Origin of the sequence: Actinomadura sp. NPDC000600, from assembly GCF_040492135.1 — a bacterium.
In the GTDB taxonomy this organism is placed as follows: domain Bacteria; phylum Actinomycetota; class Actinomycetes; order Streptosporangiales; family Streptosporangiaceae; genus Spirillospora.
On record NZ_JBEUPD010000009.1, the window covers coordinates 180,161 to 207,101 of the forward strand.

Genomic DNA, 26,941 nt, shown 5'->3' on the forward strand with positions numbered 1-26,941 from the left:
CGTTTGCGATCCCCTTGCCGACCTCGCCGATCCGCCGAGCCCTACCCGGCCGGACGGATCGTCGCCCGGTCGATGACCTCGCCGTCGGCGGCCACGGCGGTGAGCTGGAGGGCGCCGGCGCGGAGTTCGACCGCGGTGAAGTGGTAGCGCTTGGCGGCGGCGACCCGCGGGGGCGTGGCGCAGCCGGTGCGCAGGTCGTAGAGGTGCTGCCCGCCGCCACCGGTCACCACGTAGGTGACCCCCTTGGCGGAGACGAACCTCTGGTAGTTGTGGTCGTGGCCGTTGAGCACCAGCGCCACCCGGTGGCGCTCCAGGATCGGCACCCACCGCTCGTCGACCGTGGGGGTCGACCCGTGCTGGGAGCACGACCAGGCCGGCTGGTGGAAGACCGCGACGCGGAACCGCGGGCCGGGCTCGGCCAGACGCGATTCGAGCCAGGCGCTCTGGGACGCGTCGGGGTGGTCGGCGTCCATGAAGAGGAACTGGAGGCCCGGCAGCCTCTTCTCGTACGGCAGGGCGGGCAGTCCGAGATGGCGGAGCTGGTCGGCGCCACGGCCGTCGCGGACGTCGTGGTTGCCAAGCGTGATCCACATCGGGCGGGTCGCGCGGAGCGCCGCGTAGGGCGCGTCGAGCCTCGTCCGGAACAGGGCGGGGTCGCCGTCGGGGTAGACGTTGTCCCCGGTGCCCACCAGCGCGTCGATGCGGTGGCCGGCCGCCGCCCACCGCAGCATGGCGTCCGCGACCTCGCGCTGCCGCGCGCCCCCCGTCCCGAAGTCGCCGAAGGCCGCGAAGCCCGCCGCCGCGCCCCCGGACGGCGCCGGCGTGATGCTCCGCGACCGGCCCGGCGTCCCCGCGCCGGGTGCGTGCCCGTTCCCGCCGCAGGCGCCCGCCAGCAGGACCGCGGCGGCCAGGCCGGCGGCCGCGGACGGGACCCTGCGCGGGCGGGCGGTCACGGCGTCTAGTCTCCGTCGGAGTCCTTGCTCCCGGTGCCCGCATCGTGCCAGACCGCCTTGGCGCCGCTGTGCCCGATCCGGGCCACCTGGACGCCCGTCGCGACCGACGTGCCCACCGTGAGGACGATGGCCACCACCGTCACCGCCCCGGTCCAGCGCGGCGGCCGATCCGCGTTCCGCCGGGCGTAGAGGCCGACGCCGATGAGGAGGGCGAGGGCCACCCAGAGCCCGGCCGCCAGGGGGAGCAGGGTGTCGCCCAGTTCCGCGTGCTTTTCCACGAGGGAGGATCGGCCGACCTGGTCTTCCAGGTGCTCGCCGCTTTCGGTGGCCACGGGGATCGTCAGGACGGCGATCGTCGCGACGCCGAGAATCCACGGCCCCAGCAGCCGCCGCACCTTCGGCCAGAGGGCCGCCAGCATGGCGGCCAGCACGGTCAGCGGAACCAGAAAGACCACGATATGGACGACGAACGGGTGGAGGGGCAGACCCAGGAGGGTGTTCGGCATGGTGGGCCTTCCGGGAGATCGTTGATCAGCACAAGCTAGCGGGGGGCCGGGTGCGCCACTACCTTCGCCGAGCGTTTCAGAGGGTTTTCATAGGGACCCTCCTCGACGTGTCCCAAGGCCGGGGTATCGGTCAATGTGAGGTGGTTCTCTCCAAGGCAAAAGAAATAAAGGAGCAGGTCGGCGAGACACTTCACCATGCACGGTTTGGAAAACGGACCGCAAATCCCTGATTCAGCTCGGGTGTCCTGCCGCCGGCCTCTCAGGTGCCCGCCTCGTCCTCCCTCTCGTCGAAGGCGTCGCGGGCGCGTTCGATCTCGGCCATGTGCTCCGAGGCCCACGCCAGCAGCACGTCGACGGGATGCCGGAGGGTCTTGCCGAGCGGCGTGATCCGGTACCTGACCGCCACCGGGCGCGTGGAGAGGACCTCGCGTTCGACCACCCCGTTGCGCTCCAGCCGCCGGAGGGTCGCGGTCAGCGACTTCTGGGTGACCGCGGGGACGGCCCGGCGCAGCTCGTTGAAGCGGCAGGGGCGCTCGCAGAGCTCGTTGAGGACGCTGAGCGACCACTTGTCGAGCACCTGGTCGAGCAGCTCGCGGTGCGGCGCGTCGATGCGCAGTTCGTCGTCGGTATCCATGCCGAAACCTGGTCTCGTTGAAGTGCCTTTTGGTTACTAAGTAGCTTACAGATACCTGAAACGACGAAGGAGAGAACCATGACCGTCCAGTACCTCTCGCCCGAGGGCATGATGCGGCCGACCCCGTACCACCACGTGGCCGTCGGGACGGGGGCGAGGCATGTGCACGTCAGCGGGCAGATCGCGCGCCTGGCCGACGGGACGCCGGTGGCGCCCGGCGACCTCGCCGGGCAGGTCGCCCAGGCCCTGCGGAACACCGCCCTCGGGCTGGCGGGAGCGGGCGCGTCGTTCGCGGACGTGCTGCGCCTGACGTTCTACGTGACCCGCTGGAGCCCGGAGAAGATCGGTGACTTCATGGCCGGCGTGGAGGGCGTCGCCGAGGAGATCGGGCTCCGGCTGCCCATGCCGCCGGCGTCCCTCATCGGCGTCGAGCACCTCTTCGAGGACGACGTGCTCGTCGAGGTCGAGGCCACCGCGATTCTCGACTGATCCCGGGCGGTCGGCGCACGCGGCGGAGCGCGAGCACGCGCTTGCACTGGGGGACGGGGGCCTGCTCTACTGGCGGTGTCATGGGGACGGCCCACTCAACTCAGCGTTCGCGTGGCCCGGAGCAGACCCGGAGGGCGATCACCGAGGCCCTCCTCGATCTTCTGCGCGAGTCCGGCCGGGTGCCGACCGCTGCCAGCATCGCCACCCGGGCCGGAGTGTCCCGCCGCAGCGTCTTCGTTCACTTCTCCGATCTGGACGAGCTGTACGTGGAGGCCGGGCAGCGGCAGGCCGAACGGCTGCTCGCCACGGTCGAGCCGATCAGCCCCGACCTCCCGCTCCCCGAGCGCATCGAGCGGTTCGCCGGCCAGCTCGAACGGATCTACGAGACCATGACGCCGGTCCGGCGCGTCTCCATCGCGGCCTCCACCTCGGGGGTGGTGGCCGGGCTGATCAACGAGGGCGACGAGTGGCTGCGGGGGATGCTCCGCGAGCTGTTCGCGGCCGAGTTCGCCGGACGCGACCCGCTGCTTCCCGACATCGTGGACGCCGCCGTCAGCTGGGGCGCCTGGTACCACCTGCGGCGGCTGAGCCTGGAGGACAGGCGCCGCTGCTTCCGCGAGCTGCTCACCACACTGATCCCCGCCTGACCTCCGCCCCCCGGCCTGACCTCCGCCCCGGGCCGTCAACTCGCTCCTCGGGTTCCCTCCGCCTGCGCGTACGCGTTCCGGCGCTTTTCCGTGCGCGCACTGGCAACTTTGCACTCTGAGTGCAATAGTGGGTCCATGCTGATGCGATATGCGGAGCGGATGTGGCACGGCGAGGTCGGGATGGAAGGGTTCTTCAACGGCGACGTCCCCACGGGAGTGGCCTTTGAAATCGCCGGCGGGGTCGCCGTGGTGCCCGCGTTCGCGAACGTCACCGCCTTTCGGACGAGCGAAGGGCTGGTGCTCTTCGACACCGGGGCGCCGAACACGGCCAGGAGCAACTATCAGGCCATTCGGGACTGGTGCCCCGACCCGGTCCGCTATGCCGTCTACTCGCACGGCCACATCGACCATGTCTTCGGCGTCGGCCCCTTCGACGAGGAGGCCGACCGCGGCGACGGGGAGCGTCCCGTCGTCATCGCGCACGAGGCCGTCAAGGCCAGGTTCGAACGCTACGCGCTGACCAGGGACTACAACCGGGCGGTCAACGCGCGGCAGTTCGCGAACCCGAGATTCCGCTGGCCGGAGGATTTCCGCTACCCCGAGATCACCTATCGGGACGAACACCTGCTGCGCGTCGGCGACCTCACCTTCGAGTTGCGCCACGCGCGCGGCGAGACCGACGACCACACCTGGGCGTACGTCCCCGAGCGGAACATCATCCTGGCCGGCGACCTGTTCATCTGGAACTCCCCCAACTGCGGCAATCCGCAGAAGGTCCAGCGGTATCCGGCCGAGTGGGCGGCCGCGCTGCGGGCCATGGCCGAACTGGACGCGTCGCTGCTGATCCCGGGACACGGCGCCCCCGTCGCCGGGAAGGACCGCGTACGCACGGCGCTGACCGATGTGGCGGAGTACCTGGAGTCGCTGGTCTCCCAGACCCTGGAGCTCATGAACGGCGGCGCGCGCCTGGACGAGATCATCCATGCCGTGCGGGTTCCGGAGAAGCTGGCCGCCAAGCCCTACCTGCGCGCCGCGTACGACGAGCCGGAGTTCATCGTCCGCAACATCTGGCGCCTCTACGGAGGCTGGTGGGACGGGGACCCTGCCGCGCTCAAGCCGCCGCGGGCGGACCGGCTCGCCTCGGTGCTGGCGGAGCTCGCGGGCGGTCCGCACGGCCTCGCCGCCCGGGCCCGCCGCGCGCTGGACGACGCCGAGCCGCGCATCGCGGCGCGCCTCATCGAACTGGCGCGCCAGGCCGCCCCGGAGGACGGAGAGGTCGCGGACGCGTACCGCCAGATCTTCACCGCGCTCGCCGACTCGGCCACCTCGCTGATGACGCGCGGTATCTACCTCGCGGCCGCCAAGAGCTGAACGCCGCCCCCCGCAGCGCGAAGGCGCCGCCCCCAGGTCACGGGGGCGGCGCCTTCCGCCATCGGGGCCGCGGGCTCGCCGCCGGGCCTGCCGGCCGGCCGCCGCGGCCGCCGACTCACCACCGCGGCTACCGGATCACGGCGTCGGTGACGACCTTGGACGCCTCGGCGGGGCCGAACGTCGGCGGCTTGGGCCGCGGTTCGGTCTTCCCGAGGCGCACCACGACGGTCCTGGTTCCCGGATCGATCTGGATGAGCTGGTTGCCGAGCCCGAGGGCCCAGTACATCCGGGGCGGAGCGCCCGGCACCATGGGGCCGCGCGCGGCCTCCGGCGCCCGCGCTCCCCCGAGGTCGGTCGCCGCGACCGGACCCCGGATGGTTCCGGGCCGGTTGAGCCACCAGAGGTATCCGTAGGCCGCGTTCAGCTTCGTCGACGGGCGGCCGGTGGCCGCTTCGACATAGGCGGCGGAGACGATCTGCCGGCCCTGCCATTTCCCGTTCTGGAGCATCAGCTGCCCGAACCGGGCCATGTCACGGCAGGTGGAGGTGATCCCCATGAAGGTCTGCGTGTTGCCGGCACGGTCGGTGCCCATGGCGGTGCGGCTCATGCCCAGCGGGTCGAACAGTCGCTCCTCGGCGAAGCGGGTGACGTCCTTGCCGGTGGCCTCTTGCAGGACGCGCTGCAACGTCTGGATCGCGGAGTTGTTGTACACCCAGACCTCGCCGGGCTCGTGCTGCTGTTTCAGGCCGATGGCGAACTTCGTGCGGTCCCGGGACCGGAGCAGGCGCCGGTAGTCGGTCTGGAAGCTCCATTCCCGGCCGGAGACGTTGCTGAGGAGGTCGCGGACCGTCACCTCCTCCGCGGGGGTCCCCTTCCACTCGTCGATCCATTTCGACGCCCTGTCGTCCAGGCTCAGGGCGCCGTCGTCCTGGGCGATCCCGACGAGGACGCTGGTGAACGACTTGGTGGCGGACCATACCGGCTGCGCCTTCTCCCGCCGTCCCTCGGCGAAATACCACTCGCCGGCCAGCTTTCCGTCGCGCGCGACGGCCAGGCAGTCCGACTTTCCCTTCTTGGCCACCGCCGCCACGTTCTCCAGCTTCGCCGCGTCCAGGCCGGCGGCCGCGGGCGCCGTCGTCTCCCATGGAGACGGATCGGCCCCCCTGGTCGCCGGATCGGCAGGTGTTCCCGCGTCGCCGCCGCCGAGTCCGGTCGAGCACGCGCCGGTGAGGAGCGCGGCGGTGAGGGCTGCCCCGAAGAGGCGGTTCGTTCTTCCCGACATCTGGATCATCCCGCGCTCCCGGTGTGCTGCACGGCGCCCCGGACGTCCCGCAAGGCGGCGAGCCCGACTCGTTCGGCGGTGGGCATGACCGGGGCATCCGCGAGCAGCCAGCGGAACAGGACCCATCCCTCGGAATGTCCGGCGGTGTCCAGCCAGTTCGGCACGCCGGGATCGGTTCCGGAAACGACGACTCGGACGTTCCCCTCCGGCCCGGACGCCGCGGTGCGGGCGTTCAGCGACGTCCGCCGCGTCCGGTGGTCCAGGGACTGTCCCCATCGGTTCGCCAAGTGGACCCCCCAGTAGCGGCATTCCGGAGGCCGCACGTCGATGACGAGCGCCTCCCCTTCGTCGAGCGAGTACCAGCAGACCACGTAGTCGTTGTCCGGCGTGCGGTAGGGACCGTGCTCGCCGGTCGCGACGAAGCGGTTCGGCGTCGCGCTCATCCCGTCCGCCCGCTGCGCCGCCAGCGACGCCGCCGCCTTGACGAACCTCGCCGTCGTGCGCGCGGCGCGGGCGAAGCCGTGATCGTCCAGCGGCGGATCGGGGGCCGGCTCGTCCAGTGCCTCGATCCGGTACCGCGCGGGCACCTCCGCGTCCCGGTCGAGGAAGTACTGCCGGGCGATCACCGCCCGGGAGCCGGCGTCGGCGCGGAGCCAGTCGCCCGGGACCTCCTCGGGCGAGAGGATCACCTCGAAGTCGCCGCCGGGCGAGAACCGGATGTCCCGGTCGGACAGGTTGACCAGCCGGGTCGTCCCGTCCCGGCCCATCGCGGAGTACACGCAGAACGCGAGGTAGGCGGACGTCCCGCGGTTCCCTCGGATGCGGTACCGCGAGGCGCCGCCGAGCACCGCGATGTCGTAGTCGGTGTCGGGGTTGTCGAAGAAGAACTTGCGCACGGGTGTGATGCCCGGGAGGAAGACCGGATGCCGGGAGCGCCGCAGCGACGCCCGTTCGAACTGGTCGGTCAGGACGTTGAGGAGGTAGCCGAATCCCTCCGCCACGTCGATGGCCGGCATGCCGTCCGCCGGTCCCGCCACCATCTCGCCCGCTTCGGCGAGCGTGTCCAGGAGCTCCCGCCAGGCCGCGATGCTCTCGATGGGACGGGAACCGTCCGTCGTGGGAGGTGGTTCGGTCACTGGTGTGCTCTCTTTCGTACGGGCAACGGTGCGGTGCGCGTCGTCATGCGTGCTTCTCGGGCTCGGGTGCGGGCTCGCGCGGGGCCGGAATTGCGGCGTCCGGGCGGGGGCGCCGCGCGGCTCGGGCCATGAAGTAGGCCGCCACCAGGAGCGCCGCGCCGAGGCCGGCCGAGGCGAGCGGCAGCACGACCCTGAGCAGCACGATCGTGCGGGCCGTCCGGTCCGCCCGGATCGCCCGGTCCCGCCGGTCGGCGTCGGACAGCCTCAGGACGAGGTCGGCGACGACCAGCCGATCGACCCCGTCCTTGGTGCGGAGCAACGTCCGGCTCTCCTGCCGCTGGTCGATGCGGGTGCCGGTACGCGGGTCGACCCAGGCCGTGACCGTCCCCTCGTAGACCTTGTCCACCGCGACGTCGCCGCGTTCGGCGTCATAGCCGGGGAATCCGGGGCGGGGCTTGTCCAGGTCGAGCAGCGACGCCGGGACCCGGGTGGGGGACGGGCCGACCACCGTCGGTTCGGTGCGCTGGACGAACTTGTAGACCCTGACGCCCTGAACGCGCTCGACGCCGGCGAAGACCATCGCCCGGCGCGTCCGGGTCTTGGTGTCGAAGACGTGGTAGGTCCGCTTCCGCACGCCGATCGGCCAGAAGGGCCCGATCCCCGACTGCCGGACGCGCGTGTCGCCGTCCACCGCGGCGCCGCGCGCGTTGACCAGCCGCGCCGTCCGGCGGTCGAAGGCCACCCGCTGCGACTGGATGTCGATCTCGGTCCCGGTGTCGGCGTCCCCGATCCAGGTGAAGGAGTCCCAGACGGCGGTCCTCCCGTCGCTCGCGCGCACATCGCCGCGGAGCGTGTTGACGGCCGTGATCCGGGCGCCGCGCCTGACGGTGCCGCTCCTGCCGTCCAGGTACGTGGCGTCCTCGGCGTGCAGCGTCGTCCGCTGGTAGACGTCCGCGGGCGCGACGATGATCCGCGGCGCCACCTGGAGGCGCAGGAGCGGCGCGAGGGTGAGCAGGAACGCTCCGGACGCGACGGCCGCCGGGCCGAGGGCGCGGGGCGGCCTCATCCCGCCGCCCCCCGTCCGGGGCGCGCGGCCCGCCCCGTGGTCATGAGCTCGCATCTCGACATGGAACCGACTATTGCACTCCCAGTGCAAATGCGCCACTATTCATCGCAAGGACCTCACCGAAACGGCTGCCGAGCGCGGACCGGCCCGGCTCGAAGGCGGGGGCGGAGGGTGCCTGATCGCCATGCCCGCGGAGTATGGGAAAGGCAAATGATCAAGGACTACTTCGACATCCGCCGAGCGGGGAGCCCGGCGCCGAATCGGCGTTCCCCCCGTCCGCCGGACGGCCGCGCGCCCTACGGCTGGAAACCCCTGGCGGTCATCGCGACGGCCGGGTTCATCGACCGTTTCGAGCATCAATTGCTCCCCGGCGTGCTCCCTTTCATCCAGGACGAGTGGGGCCTCAGCGACACCACCGCGGGGCTGCTGCCGCTGGGCGGGGCGCTGGCCGCGATCACCCTGACACCGCTGGCCGGATACCTCACCGACCGGTACCGCCGCACCCGCATCCTCACCGTCATCGTGCTGTGCTGGGCGGTCGCCACGCTCGCCTCCAGCCTTGCGACCGGGTTCGGGATGTTCTTTCTGATCCGGTTGCTGCTGGCGAGTTCGGAAGGCTTCTACGGCCCTCTCTCCGGCAGCCTCCTGGCCGATTTCTATCCTCCCCAGAGCCGGGCGAAGGTCTATGGCTGGAGAGGGCTGACCCCCTATCTCGCGGGCGTCGGCGTGGTGGTGGGCGGGGTGCTGGCCCAGCATTTCGGCTGGCGCGCCGCCTTCGTCATCGCCGCCATTCCGGGCCTGGTCGTCGCGGCGCTATGCGCGCGTTTGACGGAACCGCCGCGCGGCCTGCTCGACCGGACGGCCGGCACCGTCCCGCGCCCGCTCGACGGGGCGCCCGGCACCGCGCCGGACCCGCTCGACGCGATCGCGGGCGAGGACGATCGGCCCCCTGCCCCGGAGGGCGGTTCGGACGCCGCCCCCACCGGACGGCGCGAGCATCCGCGCTTCCGCCGGCAGCTCCGGCAGGTGCTGGGGACCCCGACGATCGCCCTGCTCTCGGCCGCCCTGGCGGCCCTGGCGTTCGGGCTCTCCGGCATCTCCTACTGGACGCCCAGCCTCATCCACCGCGACCACGGCGTCGCCGAGGGCCTCGCGGCGTCGGTGAGCGGCGCGGTGACCGTCGTCGGAGTCGTGGCGGGCGTGACGGCCGGAACCTGGCTCGGCCGCCGCTGGAACGACCGGCGCGGCGGCGGCCGGCTGCTGGCCGGAGGCACCGGGATCGTGGTCGGGGGCGGCTTCCTCGTCGCGGCGATCTCGATGCCCTCGGTCTGGGCGCTCGCGGTGCTCCTCCTGCTGTCGAAGGCGGCCATGGCGATGGCGATCCCCAACCTCACCGCGTCCATCGCCGACGTGCTGGCCGCGACCTCGCGCGGTCTCGGCTTCGCCGTCGTGCACGTGTTCGGCGCGTTCGGCGTCGCCTTCGGACCGCTCGTGGTCGGGGTGGTCTCGGACGCGACCGGCTCCATGGTCTCGGCCATGTACGGCCTGGCCGTCCCGCTGCTGCTGGGGGGCCTGCTGACGATCAGCGCGCGGCTGACCTTCGAACGCGACCGGGGCCGCGCCCCCGCACTCTGACCCCGCCCACTGCGACCACGTCCAATCCGGCATCCCACGCCCGATTCCCCTCCGAGCGCTCGCACGCCGTACGGCGTGCCGAGCCCATCTCGTCCTGCCTGGAAGGCCCCGGCCTCCAGGCGGGCCCACCCCCGAGGAGGCAGTCAGATGGAGAATCCGCTACGAGGAACCAACCCGAAGACGGCGGCGATCAGAGGTTCGATCCTCGTCCTGATCACCGCGGTCGCCATGCTCGTCGGGCCGACTCCCGGCGCGCTCGCGGCGGCGCCCACGCCGCCCCCGCAGCCCGCGTCCGGCCCAGGGGGCGCGGACTACCGGTGGTCGGCCACCACCGTCCGCAGCGTCACCTTCACCGACCACACCAAGGACTACTGGGTCTTCGGCCCCTCAGGCTGGCAGGGCGGCGGAACCGCGCCCTCGGCCGCGCCGCTGGTCGCCTTCCTGCACGGATGGACCGCCGACGACCCGAAGTACTACCAGGACTGGATCGACCACCTCACCCGCAAGGGCAACGTGGTCGTCTTCCCGCGCTTCCAGACGAGCGCGCTGACCCCGCCGAAGGAGTTCGCGGCCAACGCCATCTACTCCATCAAGGACGCGCTGGCCAAGTTCCCCGCGGACGCGCCCGTCAAGCCCGACACCTCCGGGGGCATGACGCTCGTCGCCCACTCCTACGGCGGGCCGACCGCCGCCAACATCGCCGCCCGCTGGTCGGCGGAGGCGCTCCCCCGCCCTAGCTCGATCATGTTCGCCATGCCCTACGACAGGTCCATCGACGCGTCCCTGGCGGGCATCCCGTCCACGACCAGGATCGACTGCGTCGTCGCGGACGAGGACACGACGGTCGGCCGCACCGGCTGCGACGCGATCTGGGACCTGACCGGGCACGTGCCGGCGAGCAACCGCAACTACCTGTGGATGTTCAGCGACGCCCACGGGTCCCCGGCGCTCACCGCCGACCACCGGGTGCCGAGCAGCAACAACAGCGCGTCCGTCCTCGACGCGCTCGACTGGAACGGCCTCTGGAAGCTGGGTGACGCCCTGCGCGACTGCGGACTGTCCGGCACCTACTGCGACTACGCGCTGGGCGGCACGGCGCGCCAGACCTCGCTCGGGACGTGGAGCGACGGCGTCCCGGTCCGCCCGCTCGCGGTCTCCACCACCAAGCCCGCCTGCCCGGCCGGCAGTGGCGCCAAGGGCTGCTGACATGCCGGCCAAGCATGTCGGCGGGGCGGCTCTGGCGGTCCTGCTGCTGGCCTCCGTGGCCGCGTCATCGCCACCTGCTCCGCCTCGCCGGATGGACCGGCCCGCCTCGGTTTACGGGGCGGGCTGGTCCACCGCCCACGCGGACGCGGGGAACACCGACTACTCGCCGGTGGTCGGCGCGCGGAACCTGACCCCGGCGTGGCAGCGCGGCTTCTCGGGCAGCATCTATCTGGGCGCGACGAACGATGCCGCCGGCCGGGTCTACGTGACGACGAACGGCACGGGATGCCACCTGCACGCGCTCGACACGGCGACCGGAAAGACGGCCTGGTGCTCCGGTGAGGTCGATCGCGAGGCCATCGCGTCGTCCGCCCTCCTCGACCGGGACGGGCGGATCTACCTGGCTGACGGCAAGGCGATGCACTCCTTCGACGCCGACGGGAACCTCCGCTGGGAGACGCCCATCGTCGGAACGCCGCTCTCCGCGCAGTTCACCCCCGCGGGCAACCTCGTCTTCATCACCCACATCGGACGCGTCTACGTACTGGATCGGGAGACCGGCGAGCCCGTCCTCCCGCCCGTGGAGCTCATCCCAGGCGCGCCCGACACCGACGACACACGGGCCTGCATGCGGGGCACGGCGGAATGCCCGTCCTCCAACACGCTCGCGGTCGATCTCGCCACCGGACGCATCTTCTTCACCTTCTGGGACAAGGGCGCCCCGGCCGCCGACATACGGGCGATGCAGCTGACCGAGGGAGACGACCCGTCGATCCGGCCGTTGTGGAGGAACGAGTCGCTGCCCGGCGGGAGCGCGACGAGCCCGGACCTGTCCGCGGACGGATCGCGCCTCTACGTCGGCGACAACGAGGGCGGAATCCACGCGCTGGACACCGCGACCGGCGACACGATCTGGAGCCATGACACCGGCTACGCGGCCGGCGGCAGCTCGTCGCTGTCCCCCGACGGCCTCATCATGCCGGCGGGCGGCGGGGACGGCGCCCTGATGGCGATCAGGGACGCCGGGGACCGGGCCGAGCGGGTCTGGACGAAGGAGGGCCTGGTGAACCGCGGCATCCCCGTCCAGGCCGCGGGAGGGGTCGCCTACGCGACGGTCTCGGCGGCGCTCGGCAACGACCTCGTCGTGGTCGACACCGCGACCGGTGCCGAACTCGACCGGGAGCGGCTGCCCGGGGCGACCCTCTTCTCCGTCGGCACGACCGTCGCCCCCGACGGGACCGTCCTGGTACCGACCATCACGGGAGAGCTGTTCGCGTTCCGGCCCGGCTGATGCCGGGACGCCGCCGTCCTCGGGCCCGTCCGCGCCATGCCGCGCGGGGGCCCGAGGGCGCGGCTGCTACGCCTGGTCCTGGGGCGGGGGTTGGGCGGCGCGTTCCCGGCGCAGGCGGGCGTTGATGCGCTGGGCCTCGGCCAGCTGGTCTTCCAGGATGATGATGCGGCAGGCCGCCTCCAGCGGGGTGCCCTGGTCGACCAGGTCGCGGGCGCGCTGTGCCAGGCGCAACTGGTAGCGGGAGTAGCGGCGGTGGCCGCCGGACGAGCGCTGCGGGACGATCAGCCGGGCGGTGTCCAGGCTGCGGAGGAACGCCGGGGTGACGCCCAGCATCTCGGCGGCGCGGCCCATGCTGTAGGCCGGGTAGTCCTCGTCGTCGAACTTGTCTTCGAGCCCGCCGGACTCTAACGGCGTGGACGCCTGCGGTCCGAGCGGGTCTGGCTGGTCGCCGGTCCGGGCCGGCTGGGGTGCTTTCACAGAACCTTCCGTACTGCCGTGGGATCGGCAGGCGGCGACGCGACAGGGGCCCCGGCGCCAGACTGCGGCGCCGGGGCCCAGAGGTACAACACCATCCACCGGCGCTAGTGAGCCGGTCTTCCGCGTCGGCCGACCACATGCCCGTCGGGACGCGGGGATCGCGAATGCGTGACCGTAGACCACCGTCCAATCTGTGGAACTCCGGTACCCGCGCGGCGTGACTGGAGCCTGCTGCGGGCGATCCTGATGGCGCCGAAACCTCCCTTCCTCGACATCACTACCTGTACTGCGTGCACTACCTGTACTGCGTGTACTGCGTGTTTTCCGTGTTCTTCTGCTTCCGGCGGCTCTGCGGCCACCGGCCCGACCGGCTGCCAGGGCCCCTTTCACTGCGTCGGCCCCGGCACGTCCGGTCGGCGTCATCCACACCTTCCGGCAGTTCGTCCTCTGCCGGTTCTCATGGACCCGTCTCTCTTCGATGACAGGAACACTACCCCACGTCGGTTCGAAAATCTACATCGGCCACTACAGAGTTTCGTAGATCACAACTTGCCGGTTCCTGTCGCCCATGGAGACGCCTTCGGCTGGCGGAGGGACGGAGACCAGGCGGGAGCGGCCTCGGCCTCGGGCGGCCCCCGGAGACGCGGAGCGGGGTGCGGCCGTCGCCGGTGAGGGGACTAGAGGTCTTCGCTCGTCCAGCTCCAGACGCCGTTCTCGTGCTGGGCGCGGACCAGGCGCGCGCCGCTGGAGTCCGCGAGCTCGGCGATCAGCCGGACCAGCCGGCGGTGGAAGTCGGCGGGCGGGCGGCCGCCGCCCGACGAGCCCTCCAGCAGCGTCACGTTGACCTTCGCCTCGTCGCGGAGCTGCACGGTCAGCCGGCCCGTCCTGTCCATCCGGAGTATCACGATGGCGTCGGCACGGATCATGTCGCCGCCGTCGGCCGCCGAGATCCACACTTCGCTCATGAGCGTTCACTGCCCGGATCGGGGGCCCGTACGCTCCACGGCGCACGTCTTCACGGAAAGGCGTAGACTCCTGGTGGACGAGGGGTTCTCGATGCGGGCGGCCAAGCCGGCGTCCCCCTGTCTCCCCGCTACTCGGTCTCCTTCGAGGCCAGACAGGTCGGCGCCCATGACGCCGTTCCATCGTCCGACCCGAACACGGACGCCCGTTCTCAGCGCCGAGCCCGCCGAGGCCCCCGAGCCCGCCGCGGTCACGCGCCCGCCGCGGCCCCGGCCGAGCCCGTCCGGCTCCCGCCGCCGGCCCGTCCATGGCCTGCGCGCCACGCACACTCCTGATCGGAGCCCCAGCATGCAGACCGCAGACACCGCCTCCCCCGAGGCCGGGCTGCACCGCGAGCAGTTCGCGGAGCACACCGTCATCACCATCACCGGCGATCTCGACATCTCCTCCGCGCCGGCCCTGCGCGGCCGTCTGGACGTCGCCCTGCGGGACGCCGGCCCCCACGTGGTCATCGACCTGTCCGGGGTGACGTTCTGCGACGCGTCCGGGCTGGCCCTGCTCACCGGAGCCCGCCGCAGCGCGGAGCCGGCGGGCACGGCGATCGTCCTCGCCGGTCCGCGCCCGCACATGGTCAGGCTCCTGCGCGTCAGCGGGCTGTCCCGGGTGTTCGCCGTCCACCCCTCCGTCGACGCCGCGCGCGCCTCCGGGGCGGGCCCCCGATCGGCCGCGGCCTGACCGGCCCGGGCGGAGAGCGAGGACGGGATGGCGACATGACGGCCGAGGACCCGATCGGCTGGGGCGCCGCCGGAACCGCGCCGAGCGAGGCGGACCGGCGGCGGCTCGCCGCCACGTTCGACCTGATGAACGCGGTGGTCCTGGAGGGGACCGGCCCGGCCGGCATGCTCGCCCTCGTGGCGGCGCGCGCCCGTGAGCTCGCGCACGTCCCGCTGGCGTTCATCGCCCTGCCCGGTGAGGACGGCAACACGCTGCGGATCGAGGTGGCGGACGGCCCCGGCGGCGACCGGGTACGCGGGCTGACCGTGCGGCGGGGACGGTCGATGCTCGGCCGCGCGTTCACGTCCCGGCGGGCCGTGTCCGCGCGGATCGCCGCCGACCAGACGCTCACCGGCCTCCCGGCCGGTCCCATCCTGATCCTGCCGCTCGACACGGGCGAGGCCACCCGGGGAGTGCTCGCCGTCCTCGGGCGGGTCGGCGCGGAGCCCTTCAGCCCGGCGACCGCGCGCCAGATGCTGCTGTTCTCCGATATGGCCGCCCGGCTGATCGAGGTGGCCGGGGCACCCCGTCCGAGCGCCCCGCCGGGGGCCGCCGGGGAGGTAACCGCCGTACCCTCCGCCCGGCCGGCCTCGTCCGCCTGAGGGCGGTTCGGGGGGCGGGCCTCACCCGCCCGGAAAACCGGCGCCCGCTCGCGAAGAGCGGCCCTGCGGGCCTATCGGGGGCCGGACGGCGACGCTCGCCGATTCCCTGGATTCGGGCTGTGCCGCGCCGCGCGCGCGGCGGTTTCTCAGAGCCTGAAAAGCTTGGTGAACGGTGAGAGAATCTTCACTTTCTGGTTGCCGAAGTCGACCAGGACGGCATTCCCGGGCTCGACCTCCAGGACGCGGCCGAGGCCGTACTTGTCGTGCGTGACCTGGTCGTCGAGGGTGAACTCCTTGGCCGGCGGAGCGGCGGCCGGAGGTGCGAAGGGGCTGGTGGGCAGGTGTCGCCGTCTGGCGGAGCCGGTGCGTTTCACCTCCTCATTATGCGCGTACCGGACGGTAGACCGGAAGGCTTCCCGAAGGTCGGCCAGGTAAATCCTTACGCGGGGGGCGCCCTGCACGGGATTCCGGTCGGCCCGGCGAATCCTGTGGTAGCGTGGTGGGCAGTTGCGGTTCCCATAGACATGTGCGTGCGCCTGTTGGATCTGACCTCAGGCGCACTTTTGTTTTTTCTGGATCTTCCGGATGGGCCATCGCGGCGTCCGTCCGCGCACGGTGTGCGGACGGGAACCGACCCCCTGAGGGAGACATCATGGCCACCGGCACCGTCAAGTGGTTCAACGCTGAAAAGGGCTTCGGCTTCATCGAGCAGGACGGCGGCGGCGCCGACGTCTTCGCCCACTACTCCAACATCGCGGCCCAGGGCTTCCGTGAGCTCCAGGAGGGCCAGAAGGTGTCGTTCGACGTCACGCAGGGCCAGAAGGGCCTGCAGGCGGAGAACATCGTCCCCGCCTGATCGCCGCGTAGGCGGTGCGCGGTCCCGAGGGCCGCGCACCGCGTCGCTTTTTCGGGGCGCCTGATCCGCGCCCACCTCTCCTGCGGTCCGCGGAAGAACCTCCGCCGGGCCGCTTTTCGGTTCGTTCTTGAGAATCCTCCGCCCGGGCTCCCGCCGAGCCCGCGGTCCAGCATGACGGAGCACTTCCTCGACACGACCGTCCCGAAGGAAGGCTTCACCATGCCCCGCGCCCCCCGAGGCTCCCGGCCTCGCCCCGCACGCCGTCCGGCGAACCGCCGGCGTCCCACCGCCGAGGCCGCGCCTCCGGCCCCGGCTCCCGAGTCGACGCCCGGCGCCGCTCCCGTGGAGTCGTTCGCCGAAATGCCGATGCCGGCGCCGATCCAGAAGACGCTGGCCGGCCAGGGCGTGACCGCCCCGTTCCCGATCCAGGCCGCGGCCCTCCCGAACGCCCTCGCGGGCCGGGACGTCCTCGGCCGGGGACGCACCGGGTCCGGCAAGACGCTCGCGTTCGGGCTGGCGCTGCTCACCCGCACCGCCGGGCACCGCGCCCAGCCCCGCCGTCCCCTCGCCCTGGTCCTGGTCCCCACGCGGGAACTCGCGCAGCAGGTCACCGGCGCGCTCGAGCCGTACGCGGAGGCCGTGGGCCTGCGGATGACCACCGTGGTCGGCGGCCTGGGCATCACGCGCCAGGCGAACGCGCTCGCCCGCGGCGCGGACGTCCTGATCGCCACCCCCGGGCGGCTCGCCGACCTGATCGAGCGCGGCGACTGCCGGCTCAGCGACGTGCGCATCACGGTGCTGGACGAGGCCGACCAGATGACCGACCTGGGCTTCCTGCCGCAGGTCACCCGGCTCATGGAGCAGACCCCGCCGGACGGGCAGCGGATGCTGTTCTCCGCCACGCTCGACGGCGGCGTCGACCGGCTCGTCCGCCGGTTCCTCAGCGACCCGGTCACCCACTCGGTCGACCCGCCGGCCGGCGCGGTCACCGCCATGGAGCACCACCTGCTGCACGTCAGCGAGGACGACAAGCACGAGACGACCGTGCACATCGCGTCCCGCGAGAGCCGCGTCATCATGTTCGTCGGCAAGAAGCACGTCGCGGACCGCCTCGTCCGCAAGCTCACGGCCCGCGGGGTCAGCGCCGCCGCGATGCACGGCGGCAAGTCGCAGTCGCAGCGCAACCGCGCGCTGGACGGCTTCCACCGGCAGGACGTCACCGTGCTGGTCGCGACCAACGTCGCCGCCCGCGGCATCCACATCGACGAACTCGACCTCGTCGTCAACGTCGACCCGCCCGCCGACCACAAGGACTACCTCCACCGCGGCGGCCGCACCGCCCGCGCCGGAAAGGCGGGGACCGTGGTCACGCTCGTCCTCCCCGACCAGCGCCGCGAGATGGACGACCTGATGGCCAAGGCCGGGATCACCCCGAACACCGCCCGGGTGCGCCCCGGCGACGCCGACCTGGCGCGCATCACCGGCGCCCGCCCGCCGGCCCGCGCCGCCGCGGCCCCGCCCGCCGCCGCACCCCGGAAGCCGCGTCCCGCCGCCTCCGGCTCCCAGCGCGCACGCGACCACGCCCCCACCGGGTCCCGCAGGCCGCGCCGCCGCCCGTCCTCCCTCAACACCTGACGCGGACACTCGCGCTTCGTTCGGCGACCACCAGAGCCGTTCGTCCGTGAGAGCCCGCCGGGACCTGGTCCCGGCGGGCGCCACCGCCGGGACCAGGGGTTCACGGGGCGGGCGGACCCCGCTCGTCGGCGGGCTCGGGCCCCGGGGTCCAGGCGAAGGCGAGGGAGCCGCCGGTGAGGGCGAGAAGCATGCCGATGAGGAAGCCGCCGAAATTGGTGTAGAGAAACGAGGCCAGGGCGGCGAGCGTGATGACGACGGCGAGCAGGACGTGGTGGCGCGGCCGGCACCACAGCAGCAGACCGGCGGCGGTGATGATGCCGCCGAGCAGGAACCCGGCCAGTCCCGCGGTGCCGGGCAGGGACAGCACGGTGTACAGGTCGGCGGGCAGCAGCAGGATGGCCGCGCCTCCGGCGGTGGCCAGCAGGCCGCCCCAGAACGGCCTCTCGCGGCGCCAGTCTCTCCAGCGCCGCCGGTGGACCCGCAGGCTTCTGTAGAGGCTGGGCGGGGTGGCGGTCTTCAGAAGCACTCCTTGACCTCCCGTCCCATGGTCATGGTGATCCCGGCGAGTTGCAGGCCGCTGGCGGTGACCCAGCGGACCTGTCCGTGGATGCGGAGCCTGAGGTCGGTGGCGGTGATGGGCAGGGTGCCGGGCGGCCCGGTCTGGACCGGGATGTCACCCAGCCCCCTGACCTTCGTGGTGCCGCCGCGGCCCAGAGCGATCGCGCCGTCGGCGACCTCGACATCGTCGATGGATTCCAGGGCCAGCTGGAGTTCGCTGAGCCGCAGCCGCTGACCAGGCTCGGTGGTGATGCGCATCGTCCGGGGCCCCAGGGGGCTGGAGACCTTGCCCGAGGCGCAGATGCCCTCGCCCCAGGTGTCGCGCAGCGCCACCGCGACCACGGTGCGCCGGTCGCCGTCGCGGGTCTGGAAGAACCTCGGGAAGGACCCGCCGGCGTTGGTGGACAGCCGCGCGATGCTCAGCTTGATGTCGGTCTTCCCGCGCAGCGCGGCCGATACCGGCAGAGCACCCGTCAGCATCCCGACGGCCATCACGGCGGCCACGGCCAGAGCGGGCACCTGGATCGCGGCGAACCGCCGCCACCGGGTCCGGCCCGCGCCCCGGGCGGCGCCGGGGGTGGACGAGGCATGACGGCGCCGCCACCGCAGGTCGATGAACCACACCCCGCCACCTTGGACAAATCAAGCTCTAATGTCAAGGCCACGAACATGACTGACCAAGATGTCCGACCTTTGCGGCCGGTGTGTTCGAACGCTGGACATTCGGCTTGTAAGTGTCGTCGATGTGAACACTCCGCTCCGGGTCGACTTCCAGAGCCGCATGCGCCTCCAGCTCCGCCGCGACGCCCTGGACACCGCGTACAAGCTGATGACCGACCGTCGACGTGGACCCGGACGTCCTCTACGCCGGGGCCTCCTCCACGCCCAGGTATCCGCCCGTGTAGTCGATCAACTCTTGGACATGCGCGGCGATGCGCCGGGGACATCCGCGGTCGTCCGCCCGCGCGGCGTCCGGTGTCATCGCCCGAGCGAGGCGCGGGACGTCGCGGGTCCCGATCTTGGGGTGCGGCTCCGGGTGCGGGCACGGCCGGTCGAGCGCCGAGAGGTCGAACGTCCGGAGGCTTTCGCGGTAGAGGGCGACCACGCCGGGGCGGGCGGAGCCCCAGGCGCAGTGCTGGGCCTGGTGGCTCACCGCCAGCGCAAGCGACGCCCGTTCTCCGGGACGCGCCTCGCCGAGCAGCCGGCGTGCCGCCCACAGCGCCGCCGACTCGGCCGTGGGGTCGATGGTGCTGCCCTTCTGCCGCTCGATGTCGGTGATCAACGCGTCGAGGTCGGCCCTGCCGTCCCCCGTCAGCAAGCGCTCGTCCAGGTGCTCGGTGGCCGGGGCCTCGAAGCGCTCCGCCCGCACCTGCGTGAGGTCCTCCTCCGCCTCGGCGGCCAGGCCCGCGAGGAAACCAGGGCAGGCGTAGGCATCGACGTCCTCGTCGGGCGGCTCCCAGGCCGGGTCGTCGTCGGCAGACCACGCCTCCGGATCCCCGATGCGCACGACGACGTCGCCCGCCTCTTCGGGGTCGCCGCCGATCCGCGGATGCTCGTGCTCGCCGGGCGCCGCACAGCCCGCGGCCTCCAGCACCGTCCGGGCACGTCCAGCCGCCTTGATCAGGTCGTCGACGAGCGCGGCATCGGTGACCTGCCACTTGACGTACCAGCGGCTCGCCCAGAGCGCGACGGTCAGCGCCCGCCCGCTCCTGGACGCCGGGTCGCTCTCCACCTCGACGGCGATCCGGCCGAGGAGCTCGAAGGGATTCCCGTGGGGATAGCCATGGAGCATGCTCGCAAGCTCGCGGCCCAGGTCGGCGTAGTCGATCGCTTCCTCGTCGGTTTCCATTGATCAAGGAAATCAGTCCGACCAGGTGCACCGCCCAGAAGTCGCCCGAACGCGGTCCCTCCACGCGCGACACGCGCCACGGCCGGGGCGCGTCGCATCCCTCCAGAGCCGGACGCCCGTGCGGACGCGGGCGGCGGCTGCGGCGGCGCGGCCTTCCGCCCTGGGAGCCAGCGGGTTCGCCCGTACGGGGGAGGCTGCGGGCCGAGAGGTTCGCGATCTTGGAGCGACACCCGAGTCGTACTCACGAGGAGACCGCCGTGGCCCTGACGACCTTCCGCACGTTGACGGCCCTGGGGGCGGTGACGGTGACCGCATGCCTGGCCGTGTCCGCTTCACCGGCTACGGCCACCACCCGGGAGGCGAGCGTGACCGGGGCGGGGCGCGTCTTCTACGCTCCGGCGCCCGACGATGACGTCCGCTTCACCTTCGACGCGCACGCCGTCTCCGCCACGGGTGGGCGGACCCCTCGACCGGTCGATGCCCGGGGCACGGTCCGCGTCTACCACCGGGTGGCCGCCCAGGGCCTCGCCGTCTGGGCCGAAGGCGAGGTGAACTGCGTGATGACCAGCGGCCGGGCCGCGACGCTGACCGCCATTGTCACCAGGACCTCGCCCGAACTCGGCGGCTGGACGGGCAAGCACCTCGGCTTCACCGTCTTCGACGGCGGAGCCGACTCCGGGCGCAGCCACGACCAGATGGGCTCGACGGGCCCGGTTGACACCCTGCCCAAGTGCATGGCCAGCGATGACCCGTACGCCCCAGTCATGGCGCCCGCCCCGTTCTTCACGCTGCAAGCCGGCGACTACCGCGTCAAGCCCGCCTGACAGTCTCCATCTCCGGCGTCGCCCGCTTCGCGGCCAAAGCCCGGGCTTCAGGCATCAGGAACGACGCCAGACGGTGCCGATCTGGGTGCCGGCCCACATCGTGGTGGTGTGCGGGACGCGGGTCATCGAGTACGCGGTCACGGTGACGGGCGGGGTGGCGCGGGTCCAGGACGCGCCGTCGAAATTCAGCAGGTGGGCGGGGTCGCGCGGGCTGGACAGCCAGACGCCGCCCTGCCCGTCGGCGGCGATCGAACCGAGGAACCCGACCGCGGACATCAGCCCCACCTCGCCGACCGGGTCGGACGGGCCGGGGATCGCGTGCACGGTGAACGCGGAGCCGTCCCAGTGGTGCAGGGTCGGCGGCGGGAACAGCGGGTTCTGTTCGAGAGCGTAGAACCAGACGTCGTCCGGAGCGACGTACTCGATCTGCAGGATCCAGTGGGGCCATTGCGAGTCCCACGGCATGCGCGTCCAGTCCGTGCCGTCGAAGTGCCACAGCGGGGTCGTCGTGGTCTGCGAATTCCCTATGCCACCGGCCCAGACGTCCGAGGCGCTTCCGGCGGCGATGGCGTTGAGCCCAGAGGACTCGGGCAGGGTGAGCGTGTTCGTCCACTGTCCGTGCCGCCGGACCGACACCGTGGCGGCGTCCCCGCTGAATCCGGTCGCCCACAGTCCGCCGGTCCGGTCCAGGTCGATGGCCTGGAGTCGCTCGCCCGCGGGACCTGCAACCGTCGTCCAGTGGTGTCCGTTCCAGTGCAGCAGGTCGGTGCGCTCCTGAGCGTTCCGGCCCGCGGCGATGGCCCAGGCACTCGCGGCGTGCCGGGCCCGGACGTCGTTGACGACGGCGAGCCCCTCGGGCAGCACGGCCCGCGTCCAGCCGCGCGGGGTCCCGTGCAGCATGACGGCGCGCGCGTCCGGCTGGAAGGCGTTCTCGGTGCCGCCGGCGAAGACGTGCCACCGGTCCGGTGCGGCGATGCCGAACAGCTGGCTCCGTCCAGCCGGCGGCGGGACGGGCACGTCGACCCACTCCCCCGGCGGCGGAGCGGCATGCGCGGCCCTGCCCAGCGGCCCGGTGACAGCGGCCCCGAGCAGCGCGGCGCCTCCCAGCGCGAAGGCGCGACGCGGCAGAAGGGGGTTCGTCTGGGGAAGATCCACGGTGCCTCCTCGAGCGGCGGACGATTACGCCAATATTTGGTGGCACGATTTGTGGATCCACCGTCTGTCCTCTTACGGCCACCAAATCCCGCCAGTGTCAACTGGCACACCCGCTCGCTCAGACGGGCGGGGCTACTCGCTTGGCGTAAGAGGTGATGGGGGCGGTCTCCATGCGCTCGACCCCGTCAAGGGATCCGATCCGGTCACTCAGGTACGGGTAGAGGGCGTCCTCGTCACGGCAGACGGCGATGGCCAGGAGGTTGTGCGGACCTGTGGTGGCGCCGACGAAGGCCGCTTCGGAGTCGGCGGCCAGGGCCCGCGCGGTGGAGGCGAGCCGGGACGGCGCGACCGACAGCCAGATCAGGCACTGGGTCGGGAAGCCCAGTGCCACCGGGTCGACCTCGACATCGAAGCGGAGCGTGCCCGAGCGGCGCAGCTCCTCCAGGCGCCGCCGGACCGCCGACTCCGACCAGCCGACGCGGCTCGCCAGACTCGGATAGGCCGCACGCCCGTCGGCGGCCAGGACGGGAAGCAGCCGGCGGTCGAGATCGTTCAGGGCGACCGGGCCGGTGGAGCCGCCCGGCGACGGCCGGAGCGCGGAGACCTGGTCGCCGGTGAGCGCCGACGTCCGGCCGAACCAGCGGCGCTCCATCAGGTGGCGCAGCAGCCGGTGCGCCTCCACGCCGAGGATGCGCGGGTGGCGGGTCAGCCCCGCGAGCGGGGCGGCGCGTCCGGCGGGAACGCGCAGGATGAAGACGATCTCGGTGCCGCTCGACAGCACGGTCACCCAGGCGGTGTCGGGACGGCGCGCCAGCTCCCCGGCGAGCGCGGCGGCGCCGGAGGGCAGCACACGGAGCCGGACGAGCCACTCGGCGCGGCCCGCCCCGCGGCTGTCCACGACGGCCGTGACCCGGGCGGCGCCGGAGGCGCGCAGCCGCGCGAAGCGGCGGGCGGCCGTCCGGTCGGACACGCCGAGGACCTCGGCGATCCTGCTGAACGGGGCGCGCCCGTCGAGGTGGAGCGCGTGCAGCAACTGCAGGTCGAGCTGCCCGAGCGTGACCGAATCCACCGGATGATGGTAGGCCGGTGTCGGATCACGGCGTTCCGGGCGCTCTCTGGTGACCTGGCGCAGACGGGTGCCGCAGCATCGGCGCATGACCCACGACATCCAAGGTTTCCACCACACGGGCATCGTCGTCCGCGATCTCGACGCGCTGGAGCGCACCTACGCCTCGCTCGGCTTCACCCTGAGCCCCCGGTCCCGGCACCTGCTGAACGAGCGTCCCGGGGAGCCGCCCGTCCCGGGTTGCACGGCCAACCGGTGCGCCCTCTTCGGCGGGGCCTACATCGAACTGCTGGGCATCGTGGACGACTCCGCACCCGACCCCTGGCACACCAGGGCGATGGTCGACCAGCACGAGGGGTTCCGGCTGCTCAACTTCGACACCGGCGACGCCGAGGCCGCGAACCGGCGGCTCACCGCCGCCGGTCTGCGCACCTCCGGCGTCCTGGACCTGGAGCGCGACGTCGACACCGAGGACGGGATCCGCACCATGCGCGCCCGCGCCGTCCACCTCGACCCGCGCTCGACGCCCGAGGGCTACGTGGGGATCGCCCAGCACCTCACCCGCGAGTACGTGCACCAGGCGCGCTACCTGCGCCACCCCAACGGCGCGCGAGCCCTGGAGGCGGTGCTGATCGTGGTCGACGACGCCGAGTTCGACGCGGTCGTGTCCCGGTACGCCGCCGTAGTCCAGGCCTCGCCCGCGCGGCGGGGGCATCTGACGGTGGTGGAGATGCGAGACGGCCGCCTGGAGATCATCCGTTCCTCGGACGTGGAGCGGGCACTGCCCGGGGAGCCCGTCCCGGCCGCGTCCTATCCGGCCGCCATGACCGTCGCGGTCGACGACGTCGCCGCCGCGCGCACGCTCGTCGAGGACAACGGGACCGCGACCCGCACGGTCGACGGCGGGTTCTTCGTCTCCGCCCGTGACGCCGGCGGCGCCGGCCTGACCTTCGTCGCCCGATGATCGTCGAAACGGCCGCGGGCCGGGTGCGCGGCGTCCGCGAGGGGTCGCTCACCGCCTTCCGCGGCATTCCCTACGCCTGCGCCGACCGGTTCGCCGCGCCCGAGCCGGTGCGGCCCTGGCCCGGGGTACGGGACGCCTCGACGCCGGGTCCGGCAGCCCCGCAACCCCCGTCCCGCCTCGAACGGGTGATGGGCCGCTTCGAGATGCCCCAGTCGGAGGAGGAGTGCCTGACGCTGAACGTGTGGGCGCCGCCGGGCGATGCCCGCCCGGTCCTCGTCTTCCTGCACGGCGGCGGCTTCACCAGCGGGTCGGGAGGGCTCGACTGGTACAGCGGTACCGAACTGGCCGCTCAGGGGGACCTGGTGGTCGTGACCCTCAACTACCGCCTGGGCGTGCTCGGCTTCCTGCGGTCGCCCGGGGTGAGCGACGGGAACCTGGGCCTGCTCGACCAGCTCGCCGCGCTCCACTGGGTGCGCGACAACATCGCCGCCTTCGGCGGTGATCCCGGCAACGTGACGGTGGCGGGCCAGTCGGCCGGCGCCCAGTCGATCCTGGCGCTGCTGTCCGGCGGCCGGGCCCGCGGACTGTTCCGGCGCGCGATCCTGCAGAGCACGCCCGGCGGCATGCTCCCCGCTCCGCCGGACGAAGCCGAACGGACCGGTGCCCTGCTGCTGGACGAACTCGGCATCGACCCCGCATCCGCGGACCGGCTCGCCACCGTCCCCGTCGCCGACCTGCTGGCCGCCCAGGGCGCCGTCGCCCGCCGCACCGCCGTCCCGCTCAGTGCCGTACCGCCGTTCCAACTCGTCGCCGACGGCGACCTCGTGGCGGCCGACCCCGTGGCGGAGGTCGGCGAGCGCGCCGCCGACGGCGTGGCGCTCATGATGGGCACCACCCGTGACGAGGCGGCGGCGTTCTACGCGCTCGACGACCGGGTGGCCGCGCTCGGCCCCGACGAACTCGCGCGCATCGCCGCCCGCTGGTTCGGCGACCCCGGCCGCGCGGCACCGGAGGGCCGGACGGCCGCCCGGGTCGCCATCGACCTCGCCACCGACCAGCTGTTCCGCGAACCGATGCTCCGCCTGGCACGCGCGCTGACCGGCAACGGAGCCGCGCCATGGCTGTACCGCTTCGACTGGCACCCGCCGCACGGCCCCTACGGCGCGTGCCACTGCATCGAGCTGCCCTTCGTCCTCGGCACCGCGGAGTCCTGGCGCGACGCGCCCATGCTCGACGGCGACCCGCCGGCCGGACTCGTCCGGAAGGTACGCCGCTCCTGGGCCGGCTTCGTCCACCAGGGCGACCCCGGCTGGCCCGCGGACACCACTCACCACTTCAGTTGACGACCGCGTGTTCTCGGGCGAACGGCTGCGCCCACCGAGCGAGTCGAGTGCCATATCCGGTCATGTCCGGTGGCGGTAGGTTTCGATCATGGGGTGGGACGGTGAGGGGGTGCTGGCGGGGCGGTACCGGAAGCTGGGGCTTGTCGGGCGGGGCGGGATGGGGTCCGTGTGGCGGGCCTATGACATCGAGCTGGAGCGCGAGGTCGCCGTCAAGGAACTGCGGGTGCCCGAGCATGTCAGCGAGGCCGAGAGGGCCGTCTGGTACGCGCGGATGGAGCGGGAGGCTCGCGCCGCCGCCCGGCTGCGGCATCCGGGGATCGTCACCGTCCATGACCGCGTGGTGGGTGAGGACGGGCGTCCGTGGATCGTGATGGAGCTGGTCGGGGGGCGGTCGCTGGAGCAGCTGCTGGCCGAGCGGCGGCCGCTTCCAGGCCCGCGGGTCGCCGCGATCGGGCTGGCCATGCTGGACGCGCTGTCGGCCGCGCACGCGCAGGGCGTCGTGCACCGCGACGTCAAACCGGCCAATGTGCTGCTGGACGGTGACCGGGTCGTCCTGACCGACTTCGGCATCGCGGCGGTGGAAGGCGACGCCACACTCACCCGGTCGGGTGCGGTGCTGGGGACGCCCGCCTACATGTCTCCCGAACAGGTGCACGGGGAGAGCGCGTCTCCTGCCTCGGACCTGTGGGCGCTCGGTGCGACCCTGTACGCGGCGGCGGAGGGCCGTCCACCGTTCACCGCGCCCACGCACGGCGCCCTGTTCATCGCCATCGCCACCAAGGAGCCCGCCCCGCCCCAGTGCGGCGGGCCACTCGCAGAACTCCTGAACGGCCTGCTCCGGAAGGATCCCGCCGCCCGGCCGTCTCCCGCGCAGGCCCGCGAGCTGCTCAACGCCGTGACCGCCCCCGGTTACCGGCCTCCCGCCCAGGACGGGGCGCACGACCTGGGCTCCGCGACGCGCGCCGACACTCTTCACGGGGCCCGCGGCGGCCGTGACCGTCCGGTCGCCGTTCGGGGGGCCTTCGCCTGCGCCTGGCTCGCGGTCGCCGGCACCCTTCTGCTGCCGCACGAGTTCCAGGACGCGATCGGATTCGCGATCCTCACAGAATCGGCCCCGCCCTGGTCCGTGGGGCTGCTGGGACTGGCGATCATCCTTTCGATCGGGCTGCGGAGATTCACCCGCCGGCCAGTGCTCGTCCTCGCCGCGGTGGCCGTCCTCAACGTGGCGCTCATCCTCGTCGCTCCGGTGGACGACAACCACGTCCTGGCCGAAATGATGTCCAGACCCTCCAGGCACGCGGAGATCGGATACGCATGGGCCGTCGGATGGCTGGCGAGCGCGGGCGCGCTCATGTTCGCCTTCGGGGGGACGAACGGCTCGCTGGCCTCCCGGATACCCTCCCCCGAAGCGCGTCGGGCGGTACTCGGGACGGCCGTCATCGTCGAGGGCGCGGTGGCGGTGCTGTGGCCGGGGCTCGTCTTCCGGCTCCTGGGCATGGACATGGACGTTGAACTGGACCTGGTCGGCGTCAGCGGCTCCCACGCCTGGGTCTTCGGCGCCTCTCTCGGCCTCGCCTTCGCGGCCTGGCTCGCCGTCCAGGCCTATATCTGGTCGGGCAGGCGCGGGATCGGCCTCAGCCCGTGAACGCGGTGCGGCTG

General features: G+C 72.6%; 28 protein-coding genes. 14 read left to right on the plus strand and 14 right to left on the minus strand.

What is annotated here, in order from left to right:
- Window positions 1–41 precede the first annotated feature (41 nt).
- From ABWI07_RS16035 to ABWI07_RS16045, 3 genes are all read right to left on the minus strand, one after another.
- Window positions 42–953, minus strand: coding sequence for a metallophosphoesterase family protein (locus ABWI07_RS16035; protein ID WP_353818995.1), 912 nt, complete (start codon window positions 951–953; stop codon window positions 42–44).
- Window positions 954–958: 5 nt separating this feature from the next.
- Window positions 959–1,459, minus strand: coding sequence for a DUF2231 domain-containing protein (locus tag ABWI07_RS16040; protein WP_149259884.1), 501 nt, complete (start codon window positions 1,457–1,459; stop codon window positions 959–961).
- Window positions 1,460–1,718: 259 nt separating this feature from the next.
- Window positions 1,719–2,093 carry a winged helix-turn-helix transcriptional regulator gene (locus ABWI07_RS16045; protein ID WP_149259885.1) on the minus strand — a complete coding sequence of 125 codons (375 nt, stop codon included), beginning with the start codon at window positions 2,091–2,093 and terminating at the stop codon, window positions 1,719–1,721.
- A 78-nt stretch (window positions 2,094–2,171) separates the two neighbouring features.
- Between ABWI07_RS16045 and ABWI07_RS16050 the strand changes: the two genes are divergently transcribed.
- The 3 genes from ABWI07_RS16050 (at window position 2,172) to ABWI07_RS16060 (ending at window position 4,600) form a co-directional block, all read left to right on the plus strand.
- Window positions 2,172–2,582, plus strand: a complete 411-nt coding sequence (locus ABWI07_RS16050; RefSeq protein WP_149259886.1) for a RidA family protein — start codon at window positions 2,172–2,174, stop codon at window positions 2,580–2,582.
- 80 nt (window positions 2,583–2,662) lie between these two features.
- Window positions 2,663–3,229 (plus strand): TetR/AcrR family transcriptional regulator, encoded by a 567-nt coding sequence (locus ABWI07_RS16055; protein WP_353818996.1) that lies wholly within the window; start codon window positions 2,663–2,665, stop codon window positions 3,227–3,229.
- Between the two features lie 135 nt (window positions 3,230–3,364).
- Entirely contained in the window at window positions 3,365–4,600 is a 1,236-nt protein-coding gene (locus tag ABWI07_RS16060; RefSeq protein WP_149259888.1) for an alkyl sulfatase dimerization domain-containing protein, read from the plus strand.
- A 127-nt stretch (window positions 4,601–4,727) separates the two neighbouring features.
- Here the strand turns inward: ABWI07_RS16060 and ABWI07_RS16065 are convergent, their stop codons facing one another.
- From ABWI07_RS16065 to pgfA, 3 genes are read right to left on the minus strand one after another with little or no spacing between them, the layout of a single operon-like run.
- Window positions 4,728–5,882, minus strand: a complete 1,155-nt coding sequence (locus ABWI07_RS16065; protein ID WP_353818997.1) for a serine hydrolase domain-containing protein — start codon at window positions 5,880–5,882, stop codon at window positions 4,728–4,730.
- A gap of 5 nt (window positions 5,883–5,887) precedes the next feature.
- Window positions 5,888–7,018 carry a DUF1254 domain-containing protein gene (locus ABWI07_RS16070; RefSeq protein WP_353818998.1) on the minus strand — a complete coding sequence of 377 codons (1,131 nt, stop codon included), beginning with the start codon at window positions 7,016–7,018 and terminating at the stop codon, window positions 5,888–5,890.
- Between the two features lie 43 nt (window positions 7,019–7,061).
- Window positions 7,062–8,138, minus strand: coding sequence for a cell envelope lipid trafficking protein PgfA (gene pgfA / locus ABWI07_RS16075; RefSeq protein ID WP_353818999.1), 1,077 nt, complete (start codon window positions 8,136–8,138; stop codon window positions 7,062–7,064).
- 156 nt (window positions 8,139–8,294) lie between these two features.
- Between pgfA and ABWI07_RS16080 the strand changes: the two genes are divergently transcribed.
- The 3 genes from ABWI07_RS16080 to ABWI07_RS16090 all read left to right on the plus strand — a co-directional run bounded on the left by ABWI07_RS16080 (window position 8,295) and on the right by ABWI07_RS16090 (window position 12,216).
- Window positions 8,295–9,719 (plus strand): MFS transporter, encoded by a 1,425-nt coding sequence (locus ABWI07_RS16080; protein WP_353819000.1) that lies wholly within the window; start codon window positions 8,295–8,297, stop codon window positions 9,717–9,719.
- A gap of 147 nt (window positions 9,720–9,866) precedes the next feature.
- Complete coding sequence (locus ABWI07_RS16085) at window positions 9,867–10,925, plus strand: alpha/beta hydrolase family protein (protein ID WP_353819001.1); 1,059 nt, start codon at window positions 9,867–9,869, stop codon at window positions 10,923–10,925.
- A 1-nt stretch (window position 10,926) separates the two neighbouring features.
- Window positions 10,927–12,216 (plus strand): outer membrane protein assembly factor BamB family protein, encoded by a 1,290-nt coding sequence (locus tag ABWI07_RS16090; RefSeq protein WP_353819002.1) that lies wholly within the window; start codon window positions 10,927–10,929, stop codon window positions 12,214–12,216.
- Between the two features lie 66 nt (window positions 12,217–12,282).
- Here the strand turns inward: ABWI07_RS16090 and ABWI07_RS16095 are convergent, their stop codons facing one another.
- The gene (locus ABWI07_RS16095; RefSeq protein WP_149260171.1) at window positions 12,283–12,567 is read right to left on the minus strand and encodes a MerR family transcriptional regulator; all 285 of its coding nucleotides are present in this window, start codon (window positions 12,565–12,567) and stop codon (window positions 12,283–12,285) included.
- A gap of 803 nt (window positions 12,568–13,370) precedes the next feature.
- Window positions 13,371–13,658 (minus strand): hypothetical protein, encoded by a 288-nt coding sequence (locus tag ABWI07_RS16100; protein ID WP_160160936.1) that lies wholly within the window; start codon window positions 13,656–13,658, stop codon window positions 13,371–13,373.
- A 346-nt stretch (window positions 13,659–14,004) separates the two neighbouring features.
- Between ABWI07_RS16100 and ABWI07_RS16105 the strand changes: the two genes are divergently transcribed.
- Together ABWI07_RS16105 and ABWI07_RS16110 are read left to right on the plus strand one after the other, a co-directional pair.
- A complete protein-coding gene (locus ABWI07_RS16105) occupies window positions 14,005–14,391 on the plus strand; it encodes an STAS domain-containing protein (protein ID WP_353819003.1) in 387 nt (128 codons plus the stop codon).
- Window positions 14,392–14,426: 35 nt separating this feature from the next.
- Window positions 14,427–15,032 carry a GAF domain-containing protein gene (locus ABWI07_RS16110; protein ID WP_149259897.1) on the plus strand — a complete coding sequence of 202 codons (606 nt, stop codon included), beginning with the start codon at window positions 14,427–14,429 and terminating at the stop codon, window positions 15,030–15,032.
- A 146-nt stretch (window positions 15,033–15,178) separates the two neighbouring features.
- On the opposite strand, the gene ABWI07_RS16115 is transcribed toward ABWI07_RS16110, so the two are convergent.
- Window positions 15,179–15,406 (minus strand): hypothetical protein, encoded by a 228-nt coding sequence (locus ABWI07_RS16115; protein WP_149259898.1) that lies wholly within the window; start codon window positions 15,404–15,406, stop codon window positions 15,179–15,181.
- Between the two features lie 278 nt (window positions 15,407–15,684).
- Between ABWI07_RS16115 and ABWI07_RS16120 the strand changes: the two genes are divergently transcribed.
- Complete coding sequence (locus tag ABWI07_RS16120) at window positions 15,685–15,888, plus strand: cold-shock protein (protein WP_067460243.1); 204 nt, start codon at window positions 15,685–15,687, stop codon at window positions 15,886–15,888.
- 171 nt (window positions 15,889–16,059) lie between these two features.
- The gene (locus tag ABWI07_RS16125; protein ID WP_502912827.1) at window positions 16,060–17,523 is read left to right on the plus strand and encodes a DEAD/DEAH box helicase; all 1,464 of its coding nucleotides are present in this window, start codon (window positions 16,060–16,062) and stop codon (window positions 17,521–17,523) included.
- Window positions 17,524–17,623: 100 nt separating this feature from the next.
- On the opposite strand, the gene ABWI07_RS16130 is transcribed toward ABWI07_RS16125, so the two are convergent.
- From ABWI07_RS16130 to ABWI07_RS16140, 3 genes are all read right to left on the minus strand, one after another.
- Complete coding sequence (locus ABWI07_RS16130; protein WP_353819004.1) at window positions 17,624–18,049, minus strand: DUF6114 domain-containing protein; 426 nt, start codon at window positions 18,047–18,049, stop codon at window positions 17,624–17,626.
- Window positions 18,040–18,705 (minus strand): DUF6230 family protein, encoded by a 666-nt coding sequence (locus ABWI07_RS16135; protein WP_353819005.1) that lies wholly within the window; start codon window positions 18,703–18,705, stop codon window positions 18,040–18,042. Before ABWI07_RS16135 ends, ABWI07_RS16130 begins: the two co-directional genes overlap by 10 nt.
- A gap of 238 nt (window positions 18,706–18,943) precedes the next feature.
- Window positions 18,944–19,930: a hypothetical protein gene (locus ABWI07_RS16140; RefSeq protein WP_353819006.1), complete on the minus strand. Its 987-nt coding sequence runs from the start codon at window positions 19,928–19,930 to the stop codon at window positions 18,944–18,946.
- 257 nt (window positions 19,931–20,187) lie between these two features.
- Here ABWI07_RS16140 and ABWI07_RS16145 point away from each other — a divergent pair, with 257 nt between their 5' ends.
- Window positions 20,188–20,754: a hypothetical protein gene (locus ABWI07_RS16145; RefSeq protein WP_149259902.1), complete on the plus strand. Its 567-nt coding sequence runs from the start codon at window positions 20,188–20,190 to the stop codon at window positions 20,752–20,754.
- A gap of 54 nt (window positions 20,755–20,808) precedes the next feature.
- On the opposite strand, the gene ABWI07_RS16150 is transcribed toward ABWI07_RS16145, so the two are convergent.
- Together ABWI07_RS16150 and ABWI07_RS16155 are read right to left on the minus strand one after the other, a co-directional pair.
- On the minus strand, window positions 20,809–21,909 hold the full coding sequence (locus ABWI07_RS16150) for a hypothetical protein (protein WP_353819008.1): 1,101 nt from the start codon (window positions 21,907–21,909) through the stop codon (window positions 20,809–20,811).
- Between the two features lie 118 nt (window positions 21,910–22,027).
- A complete protein-coding gene (locus ABWI07_RS16155; protein ID WP_353819009.1) occupies window positions 22,028–22,978 on the minus strand; it encodes an AsnC family transcriptional regulator in 951 nt (316 codons plus the stop codon).
- Between the two features lie 85 nt (window positions 22,979–23,063).
- On the opposite strand from ABWI07_RS16155, the gene ABWI07_RS16160 reads away from it, so the two are divergent.
- From ABWI07_RS16160 to ABWI07_RS16170, 3 genes are all read left to right on the plus strand, one after another.
- Window positions 23,064–23,939 (plus strand): VOC family protein, encoded by an 876-nt coding sequence (locus tag ABWI07_RS16160; protein ID WP_353819010.1) that lies wholly within the window; start codon window positions 23,064–23,066, stop codon window positions 23,937–23,939.
- Entirely contained in the window at window positions 23,936–25,282 is a 1,347-nt protein-coding gene (locus ABWI07_RS16165; protein ID WP_353819011.1) for a carboxylesterase/lipase family protein, read from the plus strand. Before ABWI07_RS16160 ends, ABWI07_RS16165 begins: the two co-directional genes overlap by 4 nt.
- An 88-nt stretch (window positions 25,283–25,370) precedes the next feature.
- On the plus strand, window positions 25,371–26,927 hold the full coding sequence (locus tag ABWI07_RS16170; RefSeq protein ID WP_353819012.1) for a serine/threonine-protein kinase: 1,557 nt from the start codon (window positions 25,371–25,373) through the stop codon (window positions 26,925–26,927).
- The last annotated feature ends 14 nt before the right edge of the window (window positions 26,928–26,941 follow it).